This is a genomic window from Kineococcus auxinigenes (assembly GCF_050871525.1).
GTDB lineage: Bacteria > Actinomycetota > Actinomycetes > Actinomycetales > Kineococcaceae > Kineococcus.
In genome coordinates, this window is record NZ_JBKBCT010000004.1 from 99,780 (window position 1) to 119,643 (window position 19,864).

At 75.0% G+C, this 19,864-nt stretch carries 18 protein-coding genes; 15 read left to right on the forward strand and 3 right to left on the reverse strand.

The window, feature by feature from the left end; all coding sequences use genetic code 11:
- Positions 1-4 precede the first annotated feature (4 nt).
- The 6 genes from ACRYR9_RS03260 (at position 5) to ACRYR9_RS03285 (ending at position 8,323) form a co-directional block, all read left to right on the forward strand.
- Positions 5-328 carry a rhodanese-like domain-containing protein gene (locus tag ACRYR9_RS03260; protein ID WP_432492259.1) on the forward strand — a complete coding sequence of 108 codons (324 nt, stop codon included), beginning with the start codon at positions 5-7 and terminating at the stop codon, positions 326-328.
- A 278-nt stretch (positions 329-606) separates the two neighbouring features.
- The gene (locus ACRYR9_RS03265) at positions 607-1,056 is read left to right on the forward strand and encodes an ATP-binding protein (protein WP_432492261.1); all 450 of its coding nucleotides are present in this window, start codon (positions 607-609) and stop codon (positions 1,054-1,056) included.
- 112 nt (positions 1,057-1,168) lie between these two features.
- Entirely contained in the window at positions 1,169-3,397 is a 2,229-nt protein-coding gene (locus tag ACRYR9_RS03270) for a SpoIIE family protein phosphatase (protein ID WP_432492263.1), read from the forward strand.
- A 10-nt stretch (positions 3,398-3,407) separates the two neighbouring features.
- Entirely contained in the window at positions 3,408-4,199 is a 792-nt protein-coding gene (locus tag ACRYR9_RS03275; RefSeq protein WP_432492265.1) for a glycosyltransferase, read from the forward strand.
- Positions 4,192-5,745 carry a hypothetical protein gene (locus ACRYR9_RS03280; protein WP_432492267.1) on the forward strand — a complete coding sequence of 518 codons (1,554 nt, stop codon included), beginning with the start codon at positions 4,192-4,194 and terminating at the stop codon, positions 5,743-5,745. The genes ACRYR9_RS03275 and ACRYR9_RS03280 overlap by 8 nt, the downstream gene beginning before the upstream one ends.
- Positions 5,708-8,323, forward strand: coding sequence for a DEAD/DEAH box helicase (locus ACRYR9_RS03285; RefSeq protein WP_432540178.1), 2,616 nt, complete (start codon positions 5,708-5,710; stop codon positions 8,321-8,323). The genes ACRYR9_RS03280 and ACRYR9_RS03285 overlap by 38 nt, the downstream gene beginning before the upstream one ends.
- A gap of 30 nt (positions 8,324-8,353) precedes the next feature.
- Here the strand turns inward: ACRYR9_RS03285 and ACRYR9_RS03290 are convergent, their stop codons facing one another.
- On the reverse strand, positions 8,354-8,773 hold the full coding sequence (locus ACRYR9_RS03290; protein WP_432492271.1) for a hypothetical protein: 420 nt from the start codon (positions 8,771-8,773) through the stop codon (positions 8,354-8,356).
- 217 nt (positions 8,774-8,990) lie between these two features.
- On the opposite strand from ACRYR9_RS03290, the gene ACRYR9_RS03295 reads away from it, so the two are divergent.
- From ACRYR9_RS03295 to ACRYR9_RS03315, 5 genes are all read left to right on the forward strand, one after another.
- Entirely contained in the window at positions 8,991-10,001 is a 1,011-nt protein-coding gene (locus ACRYR9_RS03295) for a LacI family DNA-binding transcriptional regulator (RefSeq protein WP_432492356.1), read from the forward strand.
- A gap of 78 nt (positions 10,002-10,079) precedes the next feature.
- Positions 10,080-11,438, forward strand: coding sequence for an ABC transporter substrate-binding protein (locus ACRYR9_RS03300; protein WP_432492273.1), 1,359 nt, complete (start codon positions 10,080-10,082; stop codon positions 11,436-11,438).
- Between the two features lie 14 nt (positions 11,439-11,452).
- Positions 11,453-12,403 carry a carbohydrate ABC transporter permease gene (locus ACRYR9_RS03305; RefSeq protein ID WP_432492275.1) on the forward strand — a complete coding sequence of 317 codons (951 nt, stop codon included), beginning with the start codon at positions 11,453-11,455 and terminating at the stop codon, positions 12,401-12,403.
- Positions 12,400-13,308, forward strand: a complete 909-nt coding sequence (locus ACRYR9_RS03310; RefSeq protein WP_432492277.1) for a carbohydrate ABC transporter permease — start codon at positions 12,400-12,402, stop codon at positions 13,306-13,308. The genes ACRYR9_RS03305 and ACRYR9_RS03310 overlap by 4 nt, the downstream gene beginning before the upstream one ends.
- Positions 13,305-15,491 (forward strand): beta-galactosidase, encoded by a 2,187-nt coding sequence (locus ACRYR9_RS03315; RefSeq protein ID WP_432492279.1) that lies wholly within the window; start codon positions 13,305-13,307, stop codon positions 15,489-15,491. The genes ACRYR9_RS03310 and ACRYR9_RS03315 overlap by 4 nt, the downstream gene beginning before the upstream one ends.
- A 74-nt stretch (positions 15,492-15,565) precedes the next feature.
- Here ACRYR9_RS03315 and ACRYR9_RS03320 read toward each other — a convergent pair whose 3' ends face one another.
- The gene (locus tag ACRYR9_RS03320) at positions 15,566-16,237 is read right to left on the reverse strand and encodes a class I SAM-dependent methyltransferase (protein WP_432492281.1); all 672 of its coding nucleotides are present in this window, start codon (positions 16,235-16,237) and stop codon (positions 15,566-15,568) included.
- Between the two features lie 219 nt (positions 16,238-16,456).
- Here ACRYR9_RS03320 and ACRYR9_RS03325 point away from each other — a divergent pair, with 219 nt between their 5' ends.
- A complete protein-coding gene (locus ACRYR9_RS03325; RefSeq protein WP_432492283.1) occupies positions 16,457-16,672 on the forward strand; it encodes a hypothetical protein in 216 nt (71 codons plus the stop codon).
- A 41-nt stretch (positions 16,673-16,713) separates the two neighbouring features.
- Here ACRYR9_RS03325 and ACRYR9_RS03330 read toward each other — a convergent pair whose 3' ends face one another.
- Positions 16,714-17,361: a TetR/AcrR family transcriptional regulator C-terminal domain-containing protein gene (locus ACRYR9_RS03330; protein WP_432492285.1), complete on the reverse strand. Its 648-nt coding sequence runs from the start codon at positions 17,359-17,361 to the stop codon at positions 16,714-16,716.
- A 573-nt stretch (positions 17,362-17,934) separates the two neighbouring features.
- On the opposite strand from ACRYR9_RS03330, the gene ACRYR9_RS03335 reads away from it, so the two are divergent.
- From ACRYR9_RS03335 to ACRYR9_RS03345, 3 genes are all read left to right on the forward strand, one after another.
- Positions 17,935-18,198, forward strand: coding sequence for a GlsB/YeaQ/YmgE family stress response membrane protein (locus tag ACRYR9_RS03335; RefSeq protein WP_432492287.1), 264 nt, complete (start codon positions 17,935-17,937; stop codon positions 18,196-18,198).
- A 94-nt stretch (positions 18,199-18,292) separates the two neighbouring features.
- Positions 18,293-19,153 (forward strand): DUF2382 domain-containing protein, encoded by an 861-nt coding sequence (locus ACRYR9_RS03340; protein WP_432492289.1) that lies wholly within the window; start codon positions 18,293-18,295, stop codon positions 19,151-19,153.
- Between the two features lie 13 nt (positions 19,154-19,166).
- Positions 19,167-19,583 carry a DUF2382 domain-containing protein gene (locus ACRYR9_RS03345; protein ID WP_432509642.1) on the forward strand — a complete coding sequence of 139 codons (417 nt, stop codon included), beginning with the start codon at positions 19,167-19,169 and terminating at the stop codon, positions 19,581-19,583.
- Positions 19,584-19,864: the final 281 nt, after the last annotated feature.

Consider the following 19,864-nt stretch of genomic DNA (forward strand, 5'->3'; position numbering starts at 1 on the left):
CGCCATGCCCGAGGTCCCCTCCGTCCCCGCCGCCGACGTCCCCGCCGACGCCACCCTCCTCGACGTCCGCGAGGACGACGAGTGGGTCGCCGGCCACGCCGACGGCGCCCTGCACGTCCCCATGAGCGAAGTGCCGCAGCGCCTGGCCGAGCTGCCCGAGGGGGAGCTGCACGTCGTGTGCCGCGCCGGCGGGCGCTCCCTGCGGGTGGCGCAGTGGCTGTCCCAGAACGGCTACGACGTGGTCAACGTCGACGGCGGCATGGGGGCGTGGGCGGAGGCCGGGCGTCCCATGGTGTCCGAGACGGGGGACGAGCCCTTCGTGCGCTGACGTGTCGCGTTCCCGGGCGTGGTTCGCGTCCGGGCGGTGGGGCGTGACGGGTCCAGCGCCCGGGGTTCGCGCCCCGACGCCGCCCGCGGGACGCCGACGACCCACCCCGGCCACGGCCACTCACCCACCCGGCCACGCACGGTCCTCGGCGGGTCGCTGCTGGGCCGGACGGGTGGTCGGGAGCACTCTGGAGGGGCGGTCCGGTCGGGTCAGGTTTGGCCGGGGCGCGGCTCGGGTACCTACGCAGCCGTCAGCAGGGCGGCGGGTCAGGAGGACGGATGGCGACGGGACACTGCCCCGTGCCGGCGACGCACTGGTCGTCGTTCGAGCACGACGCCGCGTCCGTCCCCAGGGCCCGGCGCGTGGTCCGCTCCGTGCTGGACGGTGCGGGGCTGGACGCCGAGGCGACGGCGGAGATCGAGATCGTCGTCTCGGAGATCGTGGGCAACTCGGTGCGTCACGCCCGGCCGCTGGGCGGCGGGGAGATCCACGTGCAGTGCCTGGTGGTCCGCGACGGCGGTGCGCACGTCGAGATCGCCGTGACCGACGGCGGTGCGCCGGGGCGGGTGGTCTGCCCGCGCGCGGTGGACGACGGGGCGACCTCCGGGCGCGGGCTGCGCATCGTGGAGGGCCTGGCGGACGAGTGGGGCGTCGTGGAGAACCTCGACGACCTCAGCCGCACGGTGTGGGCGTCGTTCGGGGGCCCGACCCGCCTGCACCCGCGCTGACCCGCCCCCTTTCGGGTACTTCCTGCTACGCAGGGGCGTTTGTCGTCGCTCAGCGCGATAACGTGGGAGGTGACGCTGGAGAGCGCCGGCGTCACGACCCTCGGGAGGGCCCGTGGACCGCTCCCTCGTCGAGACCCCCGCGACCTCAGCGCCCGCGGCCCACCTCCCCGCCCACCTGCCCGGTCAGGGGCGACGCAGCGCCCTGGACGTGTCGGACCTGCGGGTGCTGGAACGCACGACCGTGCACCTGGCCGCCGCCCTCAGCGTGCGCGACGCCGTGGCCGTCGTGCTCGGCGCCGTCCAGGACGTCCTCGGCTCCACCAGCTGCGACGTCTTCCTCCTGGACGACACCGGCACCGCCCTGGTGCCCACCGGCGACGGCGTCGCCCGCACCCCGGCCGCCGGGCGCGCGCCCCGCCTGCCGCTGGACGCCTCCACCCCCAGCGCCCTGGCCGCGCGCACCCGCGAGCCGGTGCAGCTGCGCTCGCCGGCCGAGCTCGCCGCCCGCTTCGACGACCCCCTCAACGAGCGCCTCGTCGCCGCCGGGGAACGCTCCTGGGCGGCGCTGCCCATGCTCACCGACCGGGGGCTGACGGGGGTGCTGCGCCTGGGCCTGCCCCGCGAGGGGGGCCTGGACGAGGTGCAGCTGCTGCTGGCCGCCACCCTCGCCGGGCAGTGCGCCTGCGCGGTCGACCGCGCCCGCCTGTTCGACACCGCCCGCCGGGCCGAGCAGCGCTACCGCACCCTCGCCACGGCCGGCCGCCTCGACGTGTTCACCGCCGCCCCCGGTCGCGGGCTGACGAGCGAGCTGCCCGGCTGGCAGGCCCTCACCGGCCGCGCCGGCGCCGTCTCCGGGGCCGGCTGGACCGCCGACGTGCACCCCGCCGACCTGCCCGGCGTGCTGGCCGAGGCCACCGCCGCGGCCCGCGAGCGCCGCGCCGGCACCGCCCGGCTGCGGTTGCGCACCCCCACCGGCTGGCGGTGGATCGCCGCCACCGCCCAGCCGGTGCGCGAGGACCCCGACGACCCCGGTTCCCCCGTCCTGGAGTGGGTCGGCGCCCTCGACGACGTCGACGAGCGGGTCCGGGCGCGCCGCCGCACCCGCGCCCTGCAGGCCCTGACGGCGGCGCTGTCCACCGCCGGCACCCGCGCCGGGGTCGTCGACGCGGTGCTGCGCACCTGCCTGGACCTGCCCGGCACCGCCCGCGCGAGCCTGACCCTCGCCGACGACGAGCGCGGTCCGGGCGGTCCCCTCGCCGTGCACCGGCTGCGGCGCGACGGCCGGCGCGAGCACCTGGTGCGCGAGGACCGCCGCGCCGCCCAGCTGCTGCGCGACGTCGAGGCGTGCGCCGCCGCCGGCGGCTGGTACGCCGTCGGGCCGGAGGGCGCCCGTGTGCTGCCGCAGTGGGTGCGCGCGGCCTACCTGCAGGCCCTTGCCGACGGTGACACCGCCTGGGCGGTGCTGCCGCTGACCACCCCGCAGCGGCGCCTGGGCGGTCTGGTCGTGGGCTTCGCCGACGACGAGGCCGCCGACGAGGACGAGCGTGCGTTCCTGCTGGCCCTGGCCGGTCAGGTCGCCGCCGCCCTGGAGCGCGTGGACCTGCTGGAGCGCGAGCGCAGCACCGCGCGCGTGCTGCAGGAGGCGCTCAAGCCCGGGTCCCTGGCGTCCGTGCCGTGGCTGCACGCGCACCGCGCGACCGCCACCGGCGCCGGGGCCGCCGTGGGCGGGGACTGGGCCGAGCTGCTGGCCGTCGGCGGCGGGCGCGTGGCCGTCGTGCTCGGCGACGTCATGGGCCGCGGGGCGCGGGCCGCCACCGTGATGGGGGAGGTGCGCGCCCAGGTGCGCGCCCTCGCCCTGGTGGACCCGCACCCGGCCGCCGTGCTCCGGGGCCTGGACGCGTGCGCGGCGGCCACCGGCGGGGAGGACCTGGTCACCCTGGCGTACGTGCTGCTGGACCGCGACGGCGGGGCGCTGGTGGCCTCGGCGGGCCACCCGCCGCCGCTGGTGCGCACCGGTGGCGCCGCCCGCTACCTCGACGTGCCGGCGGGCCCGCCCCTGGGCGCCCTCCTGGACGGCGCGGGCGGCGCTCGCGACGCCGTCCTGGCGACGCGCCTGGAGCCGGGGCAGGACCTCGTGCTGTTCTCCGACGGCCTGGTGGAGACCCGCACCCGCTCCCTCGACGAGGGGCTGGCCACGGCCGCGCGGCTCGTGGCCGCCGCGGGCGACGCCTCCGTGCGCGGGGTCGTCGACGAGCTCGTGGGCGGCATGACGCGCGGCGAGCCCGTCGACGACGACGTCACCGTCCTCGCGGTCCGCCGCGCCGGTGGGGACGTGCTCTAGCCTCGCGAGCGTGCCGCCGCAGCCGTCCCCGACGCCGTCCCCGCAGCCGGCTCCCGCCCCGTCCCCGACCGTGGCCGTCGTCGTGCCGGCCAAGGACGAGGCCGAGCGCATCGCCGCCACCGTGACGGCCCTGCGCTCCCTGCCGGTCGCCGACCTCGTCGTCGTCGTGGACGACGGCTCCTCCGACGGCACCGCGGCCCTGGCGCGCGAGGCCGGCGCCCTGGTGGTGGCCCACCCGCGCAACCGCGGCAAGGCCGCGGCCATGCGCACCGGCGCCCGCGCGGTGGCGGCCCACGAGGCGGCGTCCCCGCGCCCGGGCACCGGGCCGCGGCCGCTGCTGTTCGTGGACGCCGACCTCGCCGGCAGCGCGTCGGCGACGGTCCCGCTGACCGGCCCGGTGCTGGCCGGCGAGGCGGACATGACGATCGCGGTGCTGCCGCAGCAGGCCACCGCCGGCGGCGGGCGCGGCCTGGTCGTGGGCCTGGCCCGCCGCGGCACGCTGGCGCTGGCCGGCTGGTCGCCGCAGCAGCCGCTGTCGGGGATGCGCTGCCTGAGCCGCGCGGCGTTCGAGGCCGCGCAGCCGCTGGCGCGCGGGTGGGGCGTGGAGACGGCCCTGACGATCGACCTGCTGCGGGCGGGGTACCGGGTGGTGGAGGTGCCGTGCGAGCTGCACCACCGCGTCACCGGTGCGGACCTGCGCGCCCAGCTGCACCGCGCGGCGCAGTACCGCGACGTGGCGCTTGCCCTGGTGCGCCGCGGTGCCGCCGGGGCGCTGCTCCCGGCCCGCCGCGCCGGTGGCTGAGGCGCCCCGGGCGGCGGTGCCGGTGGCCGAGGCGCCCCGGCGCCCGCCCGCCGCCGCGCCGGCCCCCGTCGCCGCCGCGGCGCTCGCGCTGCTGGCCTGGCTGGCCGTGGCCGTGGCCGGGCCCTCGGCGGCGGTGCCGCCCCTGGGGGACGGTGCGCTGCCGGTGGACCTGGGCCTGCGGCCGTCGTCCGCGCTGGTCAGCGCCCTGCTGGCGGTCTCGGTGCTCTCCGGGGGCGTCGCGGTGCTCACCGGCCTGGCCGCGGCGGCGCGGGGGTGGCGCCCCCGGGGGCTGCTGCTGCTCGCGGCCGCCGGCGCCGCCGCCACGGCCCTGGTGCCGCCCGCGGGTTCCGCCGACCACCTCAGCTACGCCGCCTACGGCCGCATCGCGGCGCTGGGCGCCGACCCCTACGTCGAGGCGCCCGACGCCTTCGCGGGCGGTGCGGACCCGGTGGCCTCGGCGGTGCGCGACCCCTGGCGCTCCACGACGTCGGTGTACGGGCCGGTGGTCACGGCCCTGCACGCGCTGGCCTCGCTGGCCGGCGGGGACTCGGTGCGCGCCACCGTGTGGTGCTGGCAGCTGCTGCTGCTGGCGGCGTGGGCGGCCGCGGCGGCCGGGCTGCACGCGGCGCTGCGCGAGGACGAGGCGCTGCGCGCTCGCGCCCACGTGCTGTGGACGGCGAACCCGCTGCTGCTGACGGTGGGCCTGGGCGGTGCGCACGCCGACGTCCTGGCGGGTGCGGCGGCGGTGGGGGTGCTGCTGCTGGCCCCGCGCCGGCCGTTCGCGGCCGGTCTGGTGCTGGCGGTGGCGGTGGGCACGAAGCTGCCGTACGGGGCGGTGGGGGGCGGGTTGCTGGTGGCGTGGTGGGCCGCGCGGCGCGCGGGCGGGCCGGGGGCCCCGGGCACCGGCTGGCTGCTGCGGGGGCTGGCGGGGGCGCTGCTGCTGCTGGTGCCCGCGCACCTGTGGGCCGGTGCGCACGCCTACGACCAGACCCGCACCGCCAGCCGGTACGTGTCGCTGGCCACGGTGTGGCGGCCCCTCGTCGACGCCGGCGTGCCCCGCGGGGCGCTGCTGCCCGGGACGCTGCTGCTCATGGTGCTGCTCGCGGTGCTGTGGTGGCCGCTGCTGGTGCACCGGCCCGCGGGCCCGTGGGGGCCCGCGCAGCTGCGCCGCTGCGCCGCCGGGGCCGGCGCGCTGCTGGCCCTGGGCTACCTGCTGGCCGCCCCGTACGAGCTGCCCTGGTACGACCTGCTGCTGTGGGGCCCGCTGGCGCTGGCGGCCACCGTCCCCGCCGGGGTGGCCGGCGGGTGGCTGGAGCGCCTGGTGGCGCTGCGGCTGACGCTGCTGGCGCTGGCGTACGTGCCGGGCCTGGTGGACGGCATGTCCCCGGCCGTGCAGGCGGTGACGCTGGGGTACCGGCGCGAGGTGGGCCCGTGGGTGGCGTGGGCGGCGCTGCTGGCCGCGGTGGCCGTGGGCGTGCTGGCGCGCAGGTGGGAGCATGGGCAGCGCCATGGCCACCACCCCCGCCCCCTCCGCGCCCGCCGGTGAGTCCGACGAGCTGCTGCGGACCTCCGCCCGCGCCTCGCTGACCAGCGTGCTGCCCGCCCCCGGCAGCGCCGCCGCCGACGACCCCGACGCCGTGTACGAGGCGTTCGCCGGGTGGGTCTCGGCCGGCGGCATCGAGCTGTACCCGGCGCAGCAGGAGGCCCTCATCGAGGTGGTCTCCGGCTCCAACGTCGTCCTGGCCACCCCCACCGGCTCCGGCAAGTCCCTGGTCGCCGCCGGCGCGCACGCCGCCGCCCTGACCGCGGGGATCCGCTCCTTCTACACCGCGCCGCTGAAGGCGCTGGTCAGCGAGAAGTTCTTCGCGCTGGTGGAGACGTTCGGCGCGGAGAACGTCGGCATGATGACCGGCGACGCGTCGGTGAACCCCGGCGCGCCCATCGTGTGCTGCACCGCCGAGGTGCTGGCGAACGTGGCGCTGCGCTCGGGCGCGTTCGCCGACGTGGGCCAGGTCGTGATGGACGAGTTCCACTTCTACGCCGAGCCCGACCGCGGGTGGGCGTGGCAGGTGCCGCTCATCGAGCTGCCGCAGGCGCAGTTCCTGCTGATGTCCGCCACCCTCGGCGACGTCGACTGGCTGCGCGAGGACCTCACCCGCCGCACCGGCCGGCCCACCGCCGTCGTCACCTCCGTGGAGCGGCCCGTGCCGCTGCACTACTCCTGGGCCACCACCCCGCTGCAGGAGACCGTGGAGGAGCTGCTGGTCACCGACCGCGCCCCCGTCTACGTCGTGCACGCCACCCAGGCCGCCGCCGTGGAGCAGGCGCAGGCCCTGACCAGCGCGAAGGTCGCCACCCGCGAGCAGCGCGACGCCATCGCCGAGGCGATCGGCGGCTTCCGCTTCGCCCCCGGCTTCGGCAAGGTCCTGAACCGGCTGCTGCGCATGGGCGTGGGCGTGCACCACGCCGGGATGCTGCCCAAGTACCGCCGCCTGGTGGAGACCCTGGCCCAGGCGGGCCTGCTGCGGGTCGTCTGCGGCACCGACACCCTCGGCGTCGGCATCAACGTGCCCATCCGCACCGTGCTGTTCGCGGGGCTCACGAAGTTCGACGGCCGCCGCACCCGCCACTACCGGGCCCGGGAGTTCCACCAGATCGCCGGTCGGGCCGGTCGCGCCGGCTTCGACACCGCCGGCACCGTCGTGGTGCAGGCCCCCGAGCACGAGGTGGAGAACGCCCGCCGCGTCGCCAAGGCCGGCGACGACCCGAAGAAGCTGAAGAAGGTGCAGCGCGTCAAGGCGCCCGACGGGTTCGTGTCCTGGTCGCAGGCCACCATGGACAAGCTGGTGACCGCCCAGCCCGAGCAGCTGACCAGCCACTTCCGCGTCACCACCTCGATGCTGCTCAACCTCCTGCAGCGCCCCGGCAACCCGGTGGAGGCGGCGCGCCACCTCCTGCTGGACAACCACGAACCGCGCAAGCGGCAGCTGCAGCACGTGCGCCGCGCCGTGGAGCTGTTCCGCGCCCTGCTGGACGCCGGCGTCGTCGAGACGCTGCCCGAACCGCTGGCCGACGGCCGGCAGGTGCGGCTGGTGAGCGACCTGCAGCTGGACTTCGCCCTGAACCAGCCGCTGTCGCCGTTCGCGCTCGCCGTGGTCGACGACCTGCTGGACCGCGAGTCGCCCACGTACGCGCTCGACGTCGTCTCCACCATCGAGTCCACGCTGGACGACCCGATGAAGGTGCTGCTGGCGCAGCAGTCCAAGGCCAAGGGCGAGGCCGTGGCCCGCATGAAGGCCGACGGGCTGGAGTACGAGGAGCGCATGGCCCAGCTGGAGGACGTCACCTGGCCCAAGCCGCTGGAGGAGCAGCTGCGCGCGGCGTACGAGACGTACCGGGCCGGCAACCCGTGGGTGGCCGACCACGAGGTGCGCCCCAAGTCGGTGGTCCGCGACATGTTCGAGCGGGCCATGACGTTCGGCGACTTCGTCGCGTTCTACCAGCTCGCCCGCTCCGAGGGCCTGGTGCTGCGCTACCTCAGCGACGCCTACAAGGCGCTGCGCCAGACGGTGCCGGAGGACGCCCGCACCGAGGAGGTCACCGACGTCGTGGAGTGGCTGGGCGAGGTCGTGCGCCAGACCGACTCCAGCCTCCTGGCGGAGTGGGAGAAGCTGCGCGCCGGCGACGACGTGGACGTCGTGGCCGCCACGGCGCCGGTGGAGGACGAGGCTCCGCCGGTGACCGCGAACGCGCGCGCGTTCCGGGTCCTGGTGCGCAACGCGGTGTTCCGGTTCGTGGAGCTGGCCGCCCTGGACCGCCCGCAGGCGCTCGCGGCGCTGGACGGCTCACCCGACGAGGACACCTGGGCCGACCAGCTCGACGCCTACTACGACGAGCACGACTCCATCGGCACCGGCCCGCAGGCGCGCGGCCCGCACCTGCTGCAGGTCGACGACGGTTCCGGCCCGCACGCCAAGGGCTCGCCCCGGCGCTGGTACGTGCGCCAGGTGCTGGACGACCCCGCCGGGGACCGCGACTGGGCGGTCGTGGCGGAGGTCGACCTGGACGCCTCCGACGAGGCGGGCGCGGCGGTGCTGCAGGTGGCGGGGCTGCTGCGGTTGTGAGGGCCGGCGGGACGTGGCCGGCCGCGGCCGTCAGGCCGCCCGGTCCCGCTCGCCGTCCTCCGGCTCGCCGTCCTCCTGGCCCCGGTCGTGCTGCTCGCCCAGCACCCGCGCCCGTCCCGAGCGCTGCAGCACCTCGGCCAGGCGCCACGCCTCGGCCCTGCTCAGGTGCAGGGCCATCTCCCGGTGGGTGCCCAGGCCGGAGTAGATCGCCACGCCCGACAGGTCCGGCTCGAACCCGTCGTCGTCGATCACGCTGAGGCAGAGCCAGGGCTTCACGCCCGGGCGGAAGTGCGCCAGCCGCATCGGCGGCACGGTGCGCTCCCCGGTGAGGTAGGGCACGAGCATCTGCACGTAGGTGAGGTCGTAGACCTCGGTGCGCCCCTCGGCGCGCAGGATGACGTCGTTGCCCTCGATGGTCACGGACTCGGCGGCGGTGGCCCCTAGCTGCACCTGCCTCATTCCACTGCACGCGCCCCGGCGGCGCACGCCGAGCGGGGTGCGTCCGGTCGGGTCACGACGGGAGCACACCTGCCGAGCACCCCTTGACAGCGCTGTCACGCGAGCCCAAGCTCGGGGGCCACGAGGTGACAGCGCGGTCATCGGGGGTGAGGACGTGGGCGGCCGGAGCACTGGCCCCGCGGGGCGGCAGGCCCACCGGGCCGTCGTGATGGCGGACGTGGCCAGGGTCGCGGGCGTGAGCCCCAAGACCGTCTCCCGCGTCCTGAACGACTCACCGCAGGTGCGGCCCGAGGTGCGCGACCGTGTCCGCGCGACCGTCGCGCGGCTGGGGTACCGCCGCAACGGCGCCGCCCGCGCCCTGGCCGCCGGCCGCACCGACGTCATCGGCATCGTGGCGCCGGAGACGGACCTGCACGGCGTGGCCCGGCACGTGCTGGACGTGGAGCGCGCCGCGCGCGAGCGGGGGCTGGGCACGGTCGTCGTCACGACCGGCGACGGTGCCGGTGACGACGCCGTCCGCCGCGCCGTCGAGCGGGCGGTGTCCCTGGGTGCCGAGGGCGTCGTGATCGCCGAGCCGCTGGTGCGGGACCCGGCGCTCCTGGACGCCCTCGCCGACGTCCCCCTCGTCGTCCCGGCGGAGTTGCCCCACCCCCACCCGCGGCACCGCTCTGCCGCCGCCGCCGAGGAGGAGGGCGGCCGCCTGGCGACCGAGCACCTGCTGGGTCTGGGGCACGAGACGGTCGTCCACGTCGGCGGCCCCGCCACGTGGCGGCCGGCGGTGCTGCGCGAGCGGGGCTGGCGCACCGCGCTGCGGGCGGCGGGTGCGCGGGTCGTTGAGCCGGTCCGCGGCGAGTGGTCGGCGCGGTCGGGGTACGAGGCCACGCGGGAGCTGCTCACCCGCGCGCCGTTCACCGCCCTGTTCGCCGCCAACGACTCCACGGCCATCGGTGCCGGGCGCGCCCTGCACGAGGCGGGGCTGCACGTGCCCGGGGACGTCTCGCTCGTCGGCTTCGACGACCTGCCGGAGGTGGAGTTCCTCCAGACGCCGCTGTCGAGCGTCCGGCAGGACATCGCCGGCGTCGCCCACCTGGCCGTCGAGCTCCTCGTCGGCGCGATGGCCGGGGAGCCCGCACCCGACGGCGCTGCGCCGGTGCACGCCGAGCTCGTGGTGCGGGCCAGTTCCGGCCCGCCCCCCGGAGGGGGTGGTGCTGCTCGCTGAGAGCGGGCGCGCGCCCTCCATGGGCTCGAGCGCACACCGAACACCGCACATCGAAACACCACGGACGAAGGAGTACCTGTGTTCCGCACGCGACGCACCACCGCCCTGGCCGCGGCCCTGGCCTCGACCGTCCTGCTCGTCGGCTGCAGCGGCGGTGACGGCGGTTCCGGCGACGACGGCGGCTCCGCCGAGCCGGTCAGCCAGGACCAGTTCACGGAGGCGATGAGCACTCCCACGGAGCTGACCTTCTGGACCTGGGTGCCCGACATCCAGAACCAGGTGGACATGTTCGAGCAGGAGTACCCCGAGATCGACGTCGAGGTCGTCAACGCCGGTCAGGGCCTGGACCAGTACACGGCGCTGCGCACCGCGCTGCGCGCCGGTCAGGGCGCCCCCGACGTCGTGCAGATCGAGTACCAGTACCTCTCGTCGTTCCTGCTGGACGACAACCTGCTGGACCTCTCGCCCTACCAGGGCGTCACCGACCTGCAGGAGCAGTACCCCGACTGGGTGTGGGAGCAGGTCAACCGCGACGGAGCGGTGTACGGGATCCCGCAGGACACCGGGCCGATGGGCATGCTCTACCGCGACGACCTGTTCGCGCAGGCCGGCATCACGCCCCCGGCGACCTGGGACGAGTTCGCCCAGGCGGCGCGCACCTACCGCGAGGCCAACCCCGACCGTTACATCACCGACTTCCCGCCCAACCAGGCGGGCCAGATGATCGGCTTCCTGTGGGCCAACGGTGCCCAGCCGTTCGGCTACGACGGTGAGGAGACCGTGACGATCGACCTCGGCACCGAGGAGGTCACCGAGGTCGTGCAGTACTGGCAGGACCTGGTGCAGCAGGACCTCGTCGGGGTGGACCCCGACTTCACCGACCAGTGGTACCAGGCGCTGTCCAACGGCACCTACGCCAGCTGGCTCACCGCCGCCTGGGGTCCGGTGTTCCTGCAGGGGACTGCGGAGAACACCTCCGGCCTGTGGCGTGCCGCCCAGCTGCCGCAGTGGCAGGCGGGTGGGCAGGCCACCGGCAACTGGGGCGGCTCGACCGACGCGGTCGTGGCGAGCACCGACAACCCGATCGCGGCGGCGGAGCTGGCGCGGTGGATCAACGTCGAGCCGGAGCCGGCGATGACGCTCGCCACCGAGCAGTTCCTCTTCCCGCCGTCCCAGCAGATCCTGGAGGACCCCGCCTTCCTGGACGCCGCGCCGGAGTTCTACGGCGGCCAGCAGGTCAACCGCGTCTTCGCCGAGGCCTCCGAGCAGGTGAACACCGAGTTCGGCTGGCTGCCCTTCATGGACTACGTGTACTCCACCTACGAGGACACCGTGGGCCCGGCGATCTCGGAGCGCGGCGACATGGTGGCCGCCTTCGCCCAGTGGGAGTCGCAGCTCGAGTCCTACGCCGAGGAGCAGGGCTTCACCGTCGAGTGAGGCCCGGAGGAACCATGAGGACTCAGAGACGGACCCCCGCCCCCGCCGGCGCGGCCGCTGGAGCGCCGCGCCGGCGGGGGGCCTCCCCCGCGCGGCGGCGCCAGCACCGCGCCGCCTACCTGCTCGTGGCGCCGTTCATGCTCGTCTTCGCGGCCATGCTCGTGGTGCCCCTGGGGTACGCCGCGTACCTGTCGCTGTTCCGGGAGCAGCTGATCGGTGGCACGAGCTTCGTCGGCCTGGACAACTACGTGCGCGCCCTCACCGACTCCGCCTTCCTCGAGGGCGTGGGCCGGGTGGCGCTGTTCCTCGTGATCCAGGTGCCGATCATGCTGGGTGCCGCGCTGCTGTTCGCGCTCCTGCTCGACTCCGGGTTGCTGTACCTGGAGCGCTTCGTGCGGCTGGCGATCTTCCTGCCGTACGCCGTGCCCAGCGTCGTGGCGACCCTCATGTGGGGGTACCTGTACGGCCCGGACTTCGGCCCGTTCGCGCAGATCGCCGAGGCGCTCTCGCTGCCCGCGCCGCGGTTCCTGTCGTCCGGCTGGATGCTCGGCTCGATCATGAACGTGCTGACGTGGGAGTTCGTCGGCTACAACATGATCATCATGTTCGCGGCGCTGCGCGCGGTGCCGGCGGACCTGTACGAGGCGGCGCGGGTCGACGGGGCCGGAGAGGCGCGCATCGCGTGGTCGGTCAAGATCCCGGCGATCCGGGGCGCGCTGCTGCTGACGGCGATCTTCTCGGTCATCGGCAGCTTCCAGCTGTTCAACGAGCCGCAGCTGCTGAGCATCCTCGCGCCCAGCGTCATCGACTCCGCGTACACGCCCAACCTGTACGCCTACAACCTGGCGTTCACGAACCAGAACATCAACTACTCGGCGGCCGTCGCCTTCCTGCTCGCCCTCGTGATCGCCGTCGTCTCCTACGTCGTCCAGCTGTCGTCCCAGCGCCGGGAGCGGAGCTCATGACCACCACCACACCCACGGCCGCCGAACGCCGGCCGGTGGAACCGAAGGGGCGCCGGAGCCTCACCCGGCGCAAGAGCCCGCTGCTGACGGTGCTGGCGATCCTGACGCTGCCGTACTTCCTGCTCCCGCTGTACTGGCTCGCCGTCGCCTCCACCAAGACCAACAGGCAGCTCTTCTCCACGTTCGGTCTCTGGTTCGACGACATCAACCTGTGGTCCAACCTGACCGACGTGTTCAGCGCCCAGGGCGGCATCTTCTGGACCTGGATCGGCAACACCGTGCTGTACGCCGGCGTCAGCGCGCTCGGCGCCGCGTTCCTGGCGACCGCGGCCGGGTACGCGTTCGCGAAGTACGACTTCCCCGGCGGGACCCTGATGTTCTCGATCGTGCTGGGCGCCATCATGGTGCCGACCACGGCGCTGGCGATCCCGACGTACCTGCTCTTCGCCGGCGCGGACCTCACCGACACCCGGTGGGCGGTGATCCTGCCGAGCCTCGTCAGCCCGTTCGGGGTCTACCTCATGCGCGTCTACGCCGCCGACGCCGTTCCCACGGAGCTCATCGAGGCCGCCCGGGTGGACGGCGCCGGTGAGCTGAGGATCTTCTTCACCGTGGCGCTGCGGCTGGTCGCTCCCGGCTTCGTCACGGTCCTGCTGTTCGCGCTCGTGGCGACGTGGAACAACTACTTCCTGCCCCTGATCATGCTCAGCTCCCCGGACCTCTACCCGCTGACCGTCGGCCTGGCGCAGTGGCAGTCCGCGGCGGCGGCGGGGTCGGGCGGACAAGTGCTGTTCTCCAGCGTGATCACCGGATCGCTCGTCTCGATCGTGCCCTTGATCGTCGCGTTCCTCTACCTGCAGAAGTACTGGCAGTCCGGACTGGCCACGGGAGGCGTCAAGGGATGAACGCTCAGGATCGGCTGCCGCGGAAGGTCCTCTTCGGGGCCGCCTGGTACCCGGAGTACACCCCCGTCCCGCGGGTGGAGGAGGACCTCGACCTCATGGCCGCCGCGTCGGTGAGCGTGGTGCGCGTGGGGGAGTCGGTGTGGTCCACGTGGGAACCGGAGGACGGCCGCTTCGACCTCGACTGGCTGGCTCCCGCCCTCGACGGAGCGCACGAGCGCGGGATCTCCGTGGTCCTCGGCACCCCCACCTACGCGGTGCCGATGTGGCTCGCCCGCAAGCACCCGGAGATCGCCGCCGAGGCGCCCGACGGCCACCGGCTGCGCTGGGGCAGCCGGCAGGAGGTGGACTTCACGCACCCGGCGTTCCGCTTCCACGCCGAGCGGGTGGTCCGTGCCGTCGTGGGCCGCTACGCCACCCACCCCGCCGTCATCGGGTACCAGGTCGACAACGAACCCGGCCTGCACCTGCTGCACAACCCCGCCGTCGTCGAGGCGTTCGTCGACGACCTGCGGCACGCGTACGGCGACGTCGAAGCGCTCAACGACGCCTGGGGCCTGACGTACTGGTCGCACCGGCTGTCCCGCTGGGCGGACCTGTGGAGTCCGCACGGCAACGCCCAGCCCCAGTACGACCAGGCGTGGCGCGCCTTCCAGTGCCGGCTGACGACGGAGTTCATCGCGTGGCAGGCGGGCCTCGTGCGGGAGGTGACCGCGGCCGCGGGCCGGGACGAGCAGTTCGTGACGACGTGCGTGTCGTACTCGCGGGCCGCCGTCGACGAGTGGGACGTCGACCGCCAGCTCGACGTCGCCGCCGGCAACCCCTACTACGCGGTGCAGGACGGGCTCGCGCTGCCCGCGGCGGACCCCGGGCCGGTGCAGGGCTGGACGACCACCGGGACGTGGGCGCTGATCCACACCGCCGACCGCATGCACGCCTCCAAGCAGGCACCGTTCCTCGTCACCGAGACCAACGCCGGGCCCATCGGCGGGTCGTCGGCGAACTTCCCCGCCTGGGACGGGCAGTGGCGCCAGGCGGCGTGGGCGCTGGTCGCTCGCGGCGCCCGGATGGTCGAGTACTGGCACTGGCACACCCTGCACGCCGGCACCGAGACGTACTGGGGCGGTGTCCTGCCGCACGACCAGCGACCCGGCCGGGTCTACGAGCAGGTCTCGCAGCTGGGTGCCGAGTTCGCCCGGGCCGGCGCGACGGTCGCCGGCCTGCACCCGGACGCGCACGTGGGGCTGCTGTACTCGGTGCCCTCGAAGTGGGGGCTCGCCTTCCAGCCGCCGTCGGTGCCGGGCGGTTCCTCCCCGTTCGCCCGCGACGAGAGCGCCTACGAGCGCCTCGTGGGGTGCTGGGCGCGGGGGGCCTTCGACGCCGCGCTGAGCACCCGGCTGCTGCACGACCGGCAGGTGCTGCCCCCGCCCGGGACCGGGGAGGACGAGGCGATGGACCCCGGCGGCGTCGCCGCCGAGCTGCCCGTGCTGCTCGTGCCCGCCCTGTACGCCGCCGGGGACGCGCTGCTGGACTGGCTGGTGGCCTACGCCGACGCGGGCGGCCACCTGGTCCTCGGCGTGCGCACCGGGTACGCCGACGAGCTCGTGCGCGCCCGCCTCGACGTCAAGCCCGCCCGGCTGGCCGCCGCAGCCGGGGTCTCCTACCAGGAGTTCTCCAACCTGGACGCTCCGGTGCCGCTCCTGGCGGCGGCAGCGGACGGGGGGGAGGTGCCGCCGCTGGCGCTGCCGTCGGCGGCCACCGCGACCACGTGGGTGGACTGCCTGCAGCCCTCGGGCGCCACCGTGCTCGCGGCCTACGGCCACCCCCACTTCGGGCGCTTCCCCGCGATCACCACCACCGCCCGGGGCCGTGGCCGCGTCACCGTGGTGGGGACGGTCCCGGACGCCGCGACGAGCGCGGCGGTCGTGGACTGGGCCGTCTCCACGGCACCGGGCGCGGTCGGCGCCGTGGACGCCCGCCGCTGGAGCGGACCCGAGACGGTCCGCGTCAGCTCCGCCGCGGCCCCGGACGGCACCAGGGTGCACGTCGTCCACAACTGGTCCTGGGACCCCTGCGACGTGTTCCCGCCCACGGCGCTGCGCGACCTCCTCGGGCCGGACCGGCCCACCGCGGGCCAGGCGCTACGGCTCGGGCCGTGGGACGTGCGGGTGCTGGCCGAGCGCTGAGCCGGGTCCCACCGGGTGTGCCCGGCGGGTGGTGCGGGAAGCCCCGCACCACCCGCCGCCTCGATCGCCGGCCGTCAGGGGAGCGGCGTGTCCTTCCGGAGTTCCCACAGCCCGTACTGCACGACGTAGGAGTACTCGTCGTGCCGCCAGGCCGGGATGAACCGGTACGACCACGGCGACAACCCCGCAGCCGTGATCGCCCCCAGCTGTGCGGTGGCGTCGTAGCAGTGCATGTCGACCCCCGGCAGGCCGTCGTCGGAGAACGCGCGCCGGGAACGGCCGGGTTCTCGCGCGGTGCGGTCCTCGACGACCCCCACCAGCAGGCGTGCCCCGGGCGCGCACGCGTCGGCGAGGTTCCGCAGCGTCCCGGGGAGGTCGCGGCAGAACTCCAGGCACCCCACGGCGACGACGACGTCGAAGCGCCCCCAGCCGCCCGGCAGCGGCTCGTGGAAGTCGTGCTGCTCGTACCGGCCCCCGGGCCTCCCGGCGCGCGCGACCGCGAGCATCCGCGCCGACAGGTCGATCCCCGTGACGGAGACGTCCGGGGCGAGGTTCCCCGTCAGCTGCCCCGGCCCGCACCCGACGTCGAGGACCCGGCACTCGGGCGTCACGGAACGCAGCAGGAAGTCCGCCACGAGGGGGCCGTAGTGCTCGAGGGAACGCCACCCCGGCACGTAGTGCGGGGCGAAGTCGTCGTAGTAGAGCGCGATGGCCTCGTTCTCGCCGGGCCTCGTTCCGCCGTGCACGGGTCGGTCGCTCCCAGGTGTTCTCACAGCGCTTCGGGCCTGCGGTCGGGGGAGGAGATTAACACCGGGGCCCGGAGCGCCCCGTGTCGGCTGGCCGCACCGGCAGCGCGCTCCTACCATCGGAACCGGACTCACGCTGCGTCGTCGTCGCGGTGCACCGGCGGCTCGGGTGGTCGGGACCAGCAGCAGTGGTGGGCGGTGCAGCGGGGAGGCGTCACGGTGACCCAGGTCCACGTCGAGCCGCGGACCGGTGCCAAGCCCCCGGCCAGCGCGATGCAGGGCGCGATCAGCTTGATGGTCTTCCTCGTGGCGATGGCCGTCCTGGGTGTGGGCCTGGGGCACCTGCTGCACAGCTACCTCCTCGGCGCGGGTGGCGGGGTGCTGCTCGCCTCGATCATCACGGCGGCCAGCGCGTGGGCGCGCCGGCGTCAGTAGCCGGTTCCACCCGGGCCGCCGGTGCGGCCACCTGCGGTGCGTCAGCGGCGACCGGGCTGGTCGGCCATGCGGGTGCGCGCCTCGTCCAGGCGTTCCAGGAGGTTGCCCAGGGAGTGCTCGAACTCCTCGCTGAGGTCCTCCACCGCCAGCCGGCCCGCCAGCCGGGTCAGCGTGGGGAAGGCGCCGAGGTCCAGCGAGGTGCCCTCCGCTGCCGCCTCTGCCGCTGGTGCCTCGGTGGAGACCTCCAGCAGCAGGTGCCCGACGAGGAAGCTGCCGAAGGCGCGGTAGGCGTAGACGGCCGCGTCCTCGCTGAAACCGCGCGCCAGCAGCGCGGCCAGGAACCCCTCGATCCAGCGCAGGCTGCGCAGCGGCGGACGGATCCAGGGCGCCGCCCGGTGGCGGGTGGCGACCAGGGGGAAGATCTGCGGGTGCTGCAGGGCCATGCGGCGGATCCCGGTCGCCACCCGGCGCAGGAAGTCCTGCCAGTCGTCCTCGGGGCGCAGCAGGACGTCGGGGTCGGCGTACAGCTGGTCCAGCAGCCGGTCCACCATGGCGTCCAGGAGCTCGTCGCGACTGCGCACGTAGCGGTACAGGGCCATCCCCTCGACCTCCAGGGAGGCGCCCAGCTTGCGCATCGACAGCTCGGCCAGGCCGAAGCGGTCCACGTGGTCGATGGCGGCTTCGAGCACGACGCTCTTGCTCAGCCCCGGCCGTCGGCGCGTGGCGCCGCTGCCGGCGCCCGGAGCAGTCGTCCCGCGCCTGCTCGCCGAACGCTGGTTCGACCCGCCGCTGGGCACGGACCGCCCCGACGACGCTGACACCGCACCACCTCCTGCACCTCACCGTCGCCCGTCATGATCCACCACTGCGGTGACCGGACCACCGCCCCGTCCTCGTCCGGCAGCGGACGGGCGCAGGCTGATCGGCGGCGACGGGAGTGATGTCCTCGATGCTCACCGCGATGGGTCCCCGCCGCACCTCCAGGACGACGGCCCACCGTCAGCACCAACCCGTTCACGCTGCACCCGGTCAGGGGGTGTCATGCCGATCAGCGAGGACCAGGCCTTCCTGGTGGCGCGCTCGAACGCCGTCGACCGCGCGGGCGGTTCCGGTGACGGCGGTGCTGCGGTTTCGAGTTGCGGGGTGCTCCGGTGCCTGGCTTCATGGTTCAGCGCTTGACGATGTAAACCGGGAAGCCGTCGGCACGACGCCGACCTCCCCGGCGAGAGCGCTCCACCCATCGGCACGACCCGGGAGTCGACATGATCACAGCAATCATCACCGCCGTCATCATCGGCGCGATCATCGGCGCCCTGGCCCGGCTCGTCCTGCCCGGCCGGCAGAACATCTCGATCCTGCTGACCATCGTCGTCGGCATCATCGCTGCGATCATCGGCACGTTCCTCGCCCAGGCGGTGGGTGTGGCGAACACGCCGCGCATCGACTGGATCGAACTGATCCTGCAGGTCGCCGTCGCCGCAGTCGGCGTGACGATCGTCGGCTCGCTGTCCGGCCGCAGGCGCTGACGGCGCCGCCCCCAGCAGAGCCCGGCACTCGCCGCGCGCGCCGAACGCGCGCAGGCGTTTCGAGCAGTTCCCCTCGAACGATCAGGAGATCGACATGACCGGCAACACCTTCAACGCGGAAACCCTCTACGGCGCCACGGTCACCGGCACGGACGGCGACAAGATCGGCAAGGTCGACGAGGTCTACCTGGACAACGCGACGAACCAGCCGGAGTGGGTGTCGGTGAAGACGGGCCTGTTCGGTTCGAACGTCTCCCTGATCCCGTTGTCCTCGGCCACGGTCAGCGGTGACACCATCACGGTGCCGTTCGAGAAGTCCATGGTCAAGGACGCTCCGCACCACGACCCCGGTCACGAGCTGAGCGAGGCGGACGAGGACGACCTGTACCGCTACTACGGCATCTCCTCCTCCGGCGGCACCGTCACCGAGACGTCCTCGACGCAGACGGGCGGTACCACCGGTTACGCGGGCACCGCTTCCGGCACGACCGGTACGGCCTCCGGCACGACGGACGCCGGGGTGCGCGGGGCCGGTCACGACACCTCCGGGCCGAACACCGATGACGCCATGACGCGCTCGAAGGAGGAGCTGCACGTGGCCAAGGAGTCCCGTGAGGCGGGCCGGGCGCGGCTGCGCAAGTACATCACCAGCGAGACCGTGACCCGCAGCGTGCCGGTGAACCGTGAGGAGGTCGTGGTCGAGCGTGAGCCGATCACCGAGGCCAACCGTGGTGCGGCGATGTCGGGTGGGGACCTGACCGAGGAGGAGCACGAGGTGACGCTGCACGAGGAGCGTGCGGTGGCCGCCAAGGAGACGGTGCCGGTGGAGCGGGTGCGTCTGGGCACGCAGACCGTGCAGGAGGAGCAGAGCGTCTCCGCCGAGGTGCGCGAGGAGCACATCGACGTCGACGCGGACGAGGCCACCCGCACCGGCCGCGACCGCGACGCCCGCTGAGTCGACCTCACCGGTGAGCGGTACCGACGAGCGGGCGGCCGAGGTCGTCCGCTCGGCCGAGGAGCTGCGTGTGCAGCGGGTGCGCGTGCCCAGCGAGCGCGTGCGCATCCGCAAGGAGGTCGTCTCCGAGGTCCGCACGGTGCAGGTGCCGGTGCGCGTCGAGCGGCTCGTGGTGGAGCGCGAGCCGCTCGACGCGGCCGGGGACGGCGCGCAGGGGGATGAGCCGGCGGGTGCCGCACCGGTGGAACCGCTGGTGATCGTGCTGCACGAGGAGGTCCCCGTCGTCTCCGTGCGCGTGGAGCCGACCGAGGTGGTGCGCGTGGGCGTCCGTCAGGTGAGGGGCGAGGAGGCCGTGCGCGCCGAGCTGCGCACCGAGCAGGTGGCCGTCGAGCAGGTGGACGGCCCGGCCCGCGTCGCAGAGCCGGACTGACAGCGAGCAGGTGCACGACCCCGAGACCCCGTGCGGTTCCCCGCACGGGGTCTCGTCACGTCCGGTGGCGTCCGCGCCACCGGCGACTCACTCCTTCTTCGCGCCGAACATGATCTCGTCCCAGCTCGGCACGCTGGCGCGCTTGCCGGCCCCCGCCGCGCCACCCGGTCCGCGGCGGGCGGAGCGGTTGCGGCGACGCGGGGCGGGGGGGGGGGGGGGGGGGGGGGGGGCGGGCGGGGGGGGCGGGGGGGGGGGGGGGGGCGGGGGGGGGGGGGCGGGGG

Bases quoted from the DNA above. Each gene is read 5' to 3' on its own strand.
- ACRYR9_RS03335 (WP_432492287.1), top strand. From the start codon at position 17,935: ATGATCACAGCAATCATCACCGCCGTCATCATCGGCGCGATCATCGGC.
- ACRYR9_RS03310 (WP_432492277.1), top strand. From the start codon at position 12,400: ATGACCACCACCACACCCACGGCCGCCGAACGCCGGCCGGTGGAACCG.
- ACRYR9_RS03265 (WP_432492261.1), top strand. From the start codon at position 607: ATGGCGACGGGACACTGCCCCGTGCCGGCGACGCACTGGTCGTCGTTC.
- ACRYR9_RS03315 (WP_432492279.1), top strand. From the start codon at position 13,305: ATGAACGCTCAGGATCGGCTGCCGCGGAAGGTCCTCTTCGGGGCCGCC.
- ACRYR9_RS03340 (WP_432492289.1), top strand. From the start codon at position 18,293: ATGACCGGCAACACCTTCAACGCGGAAACCCTCTACGGCGCCACGGTC.
- ACRYR9_RS03260 (WP_432492259.1), top strand. From the start codon at position 5: ATGCCCGAGGTCCCCTCCGTCCCCGCCGCCGACGTCCCCGCCGACGCC.
- ACRYR9_RS03285 (WP_432540178.1), top strand. From the start codon at position 5,708: ATGGCCACCACCCCCGCCCCCTCCGCGCCCGCCGGTGAGTCCGACGAG.
- ACRYR9_RS03305 (WP_432492275.1), top strand. From the start codon at position 11,453: ATGAGGACTCAGAGACGGACCCCCGCCCCCGCCGGCGCGGCCGCTGGA.
- ACRYR9_RS03295 (WP_432492356.1), top strand. From the start codon at position 8,991: ATGGCGGACGTGGCCAGGGTCGCGGGCGTGAGCCCCAAGACCGTCTCC.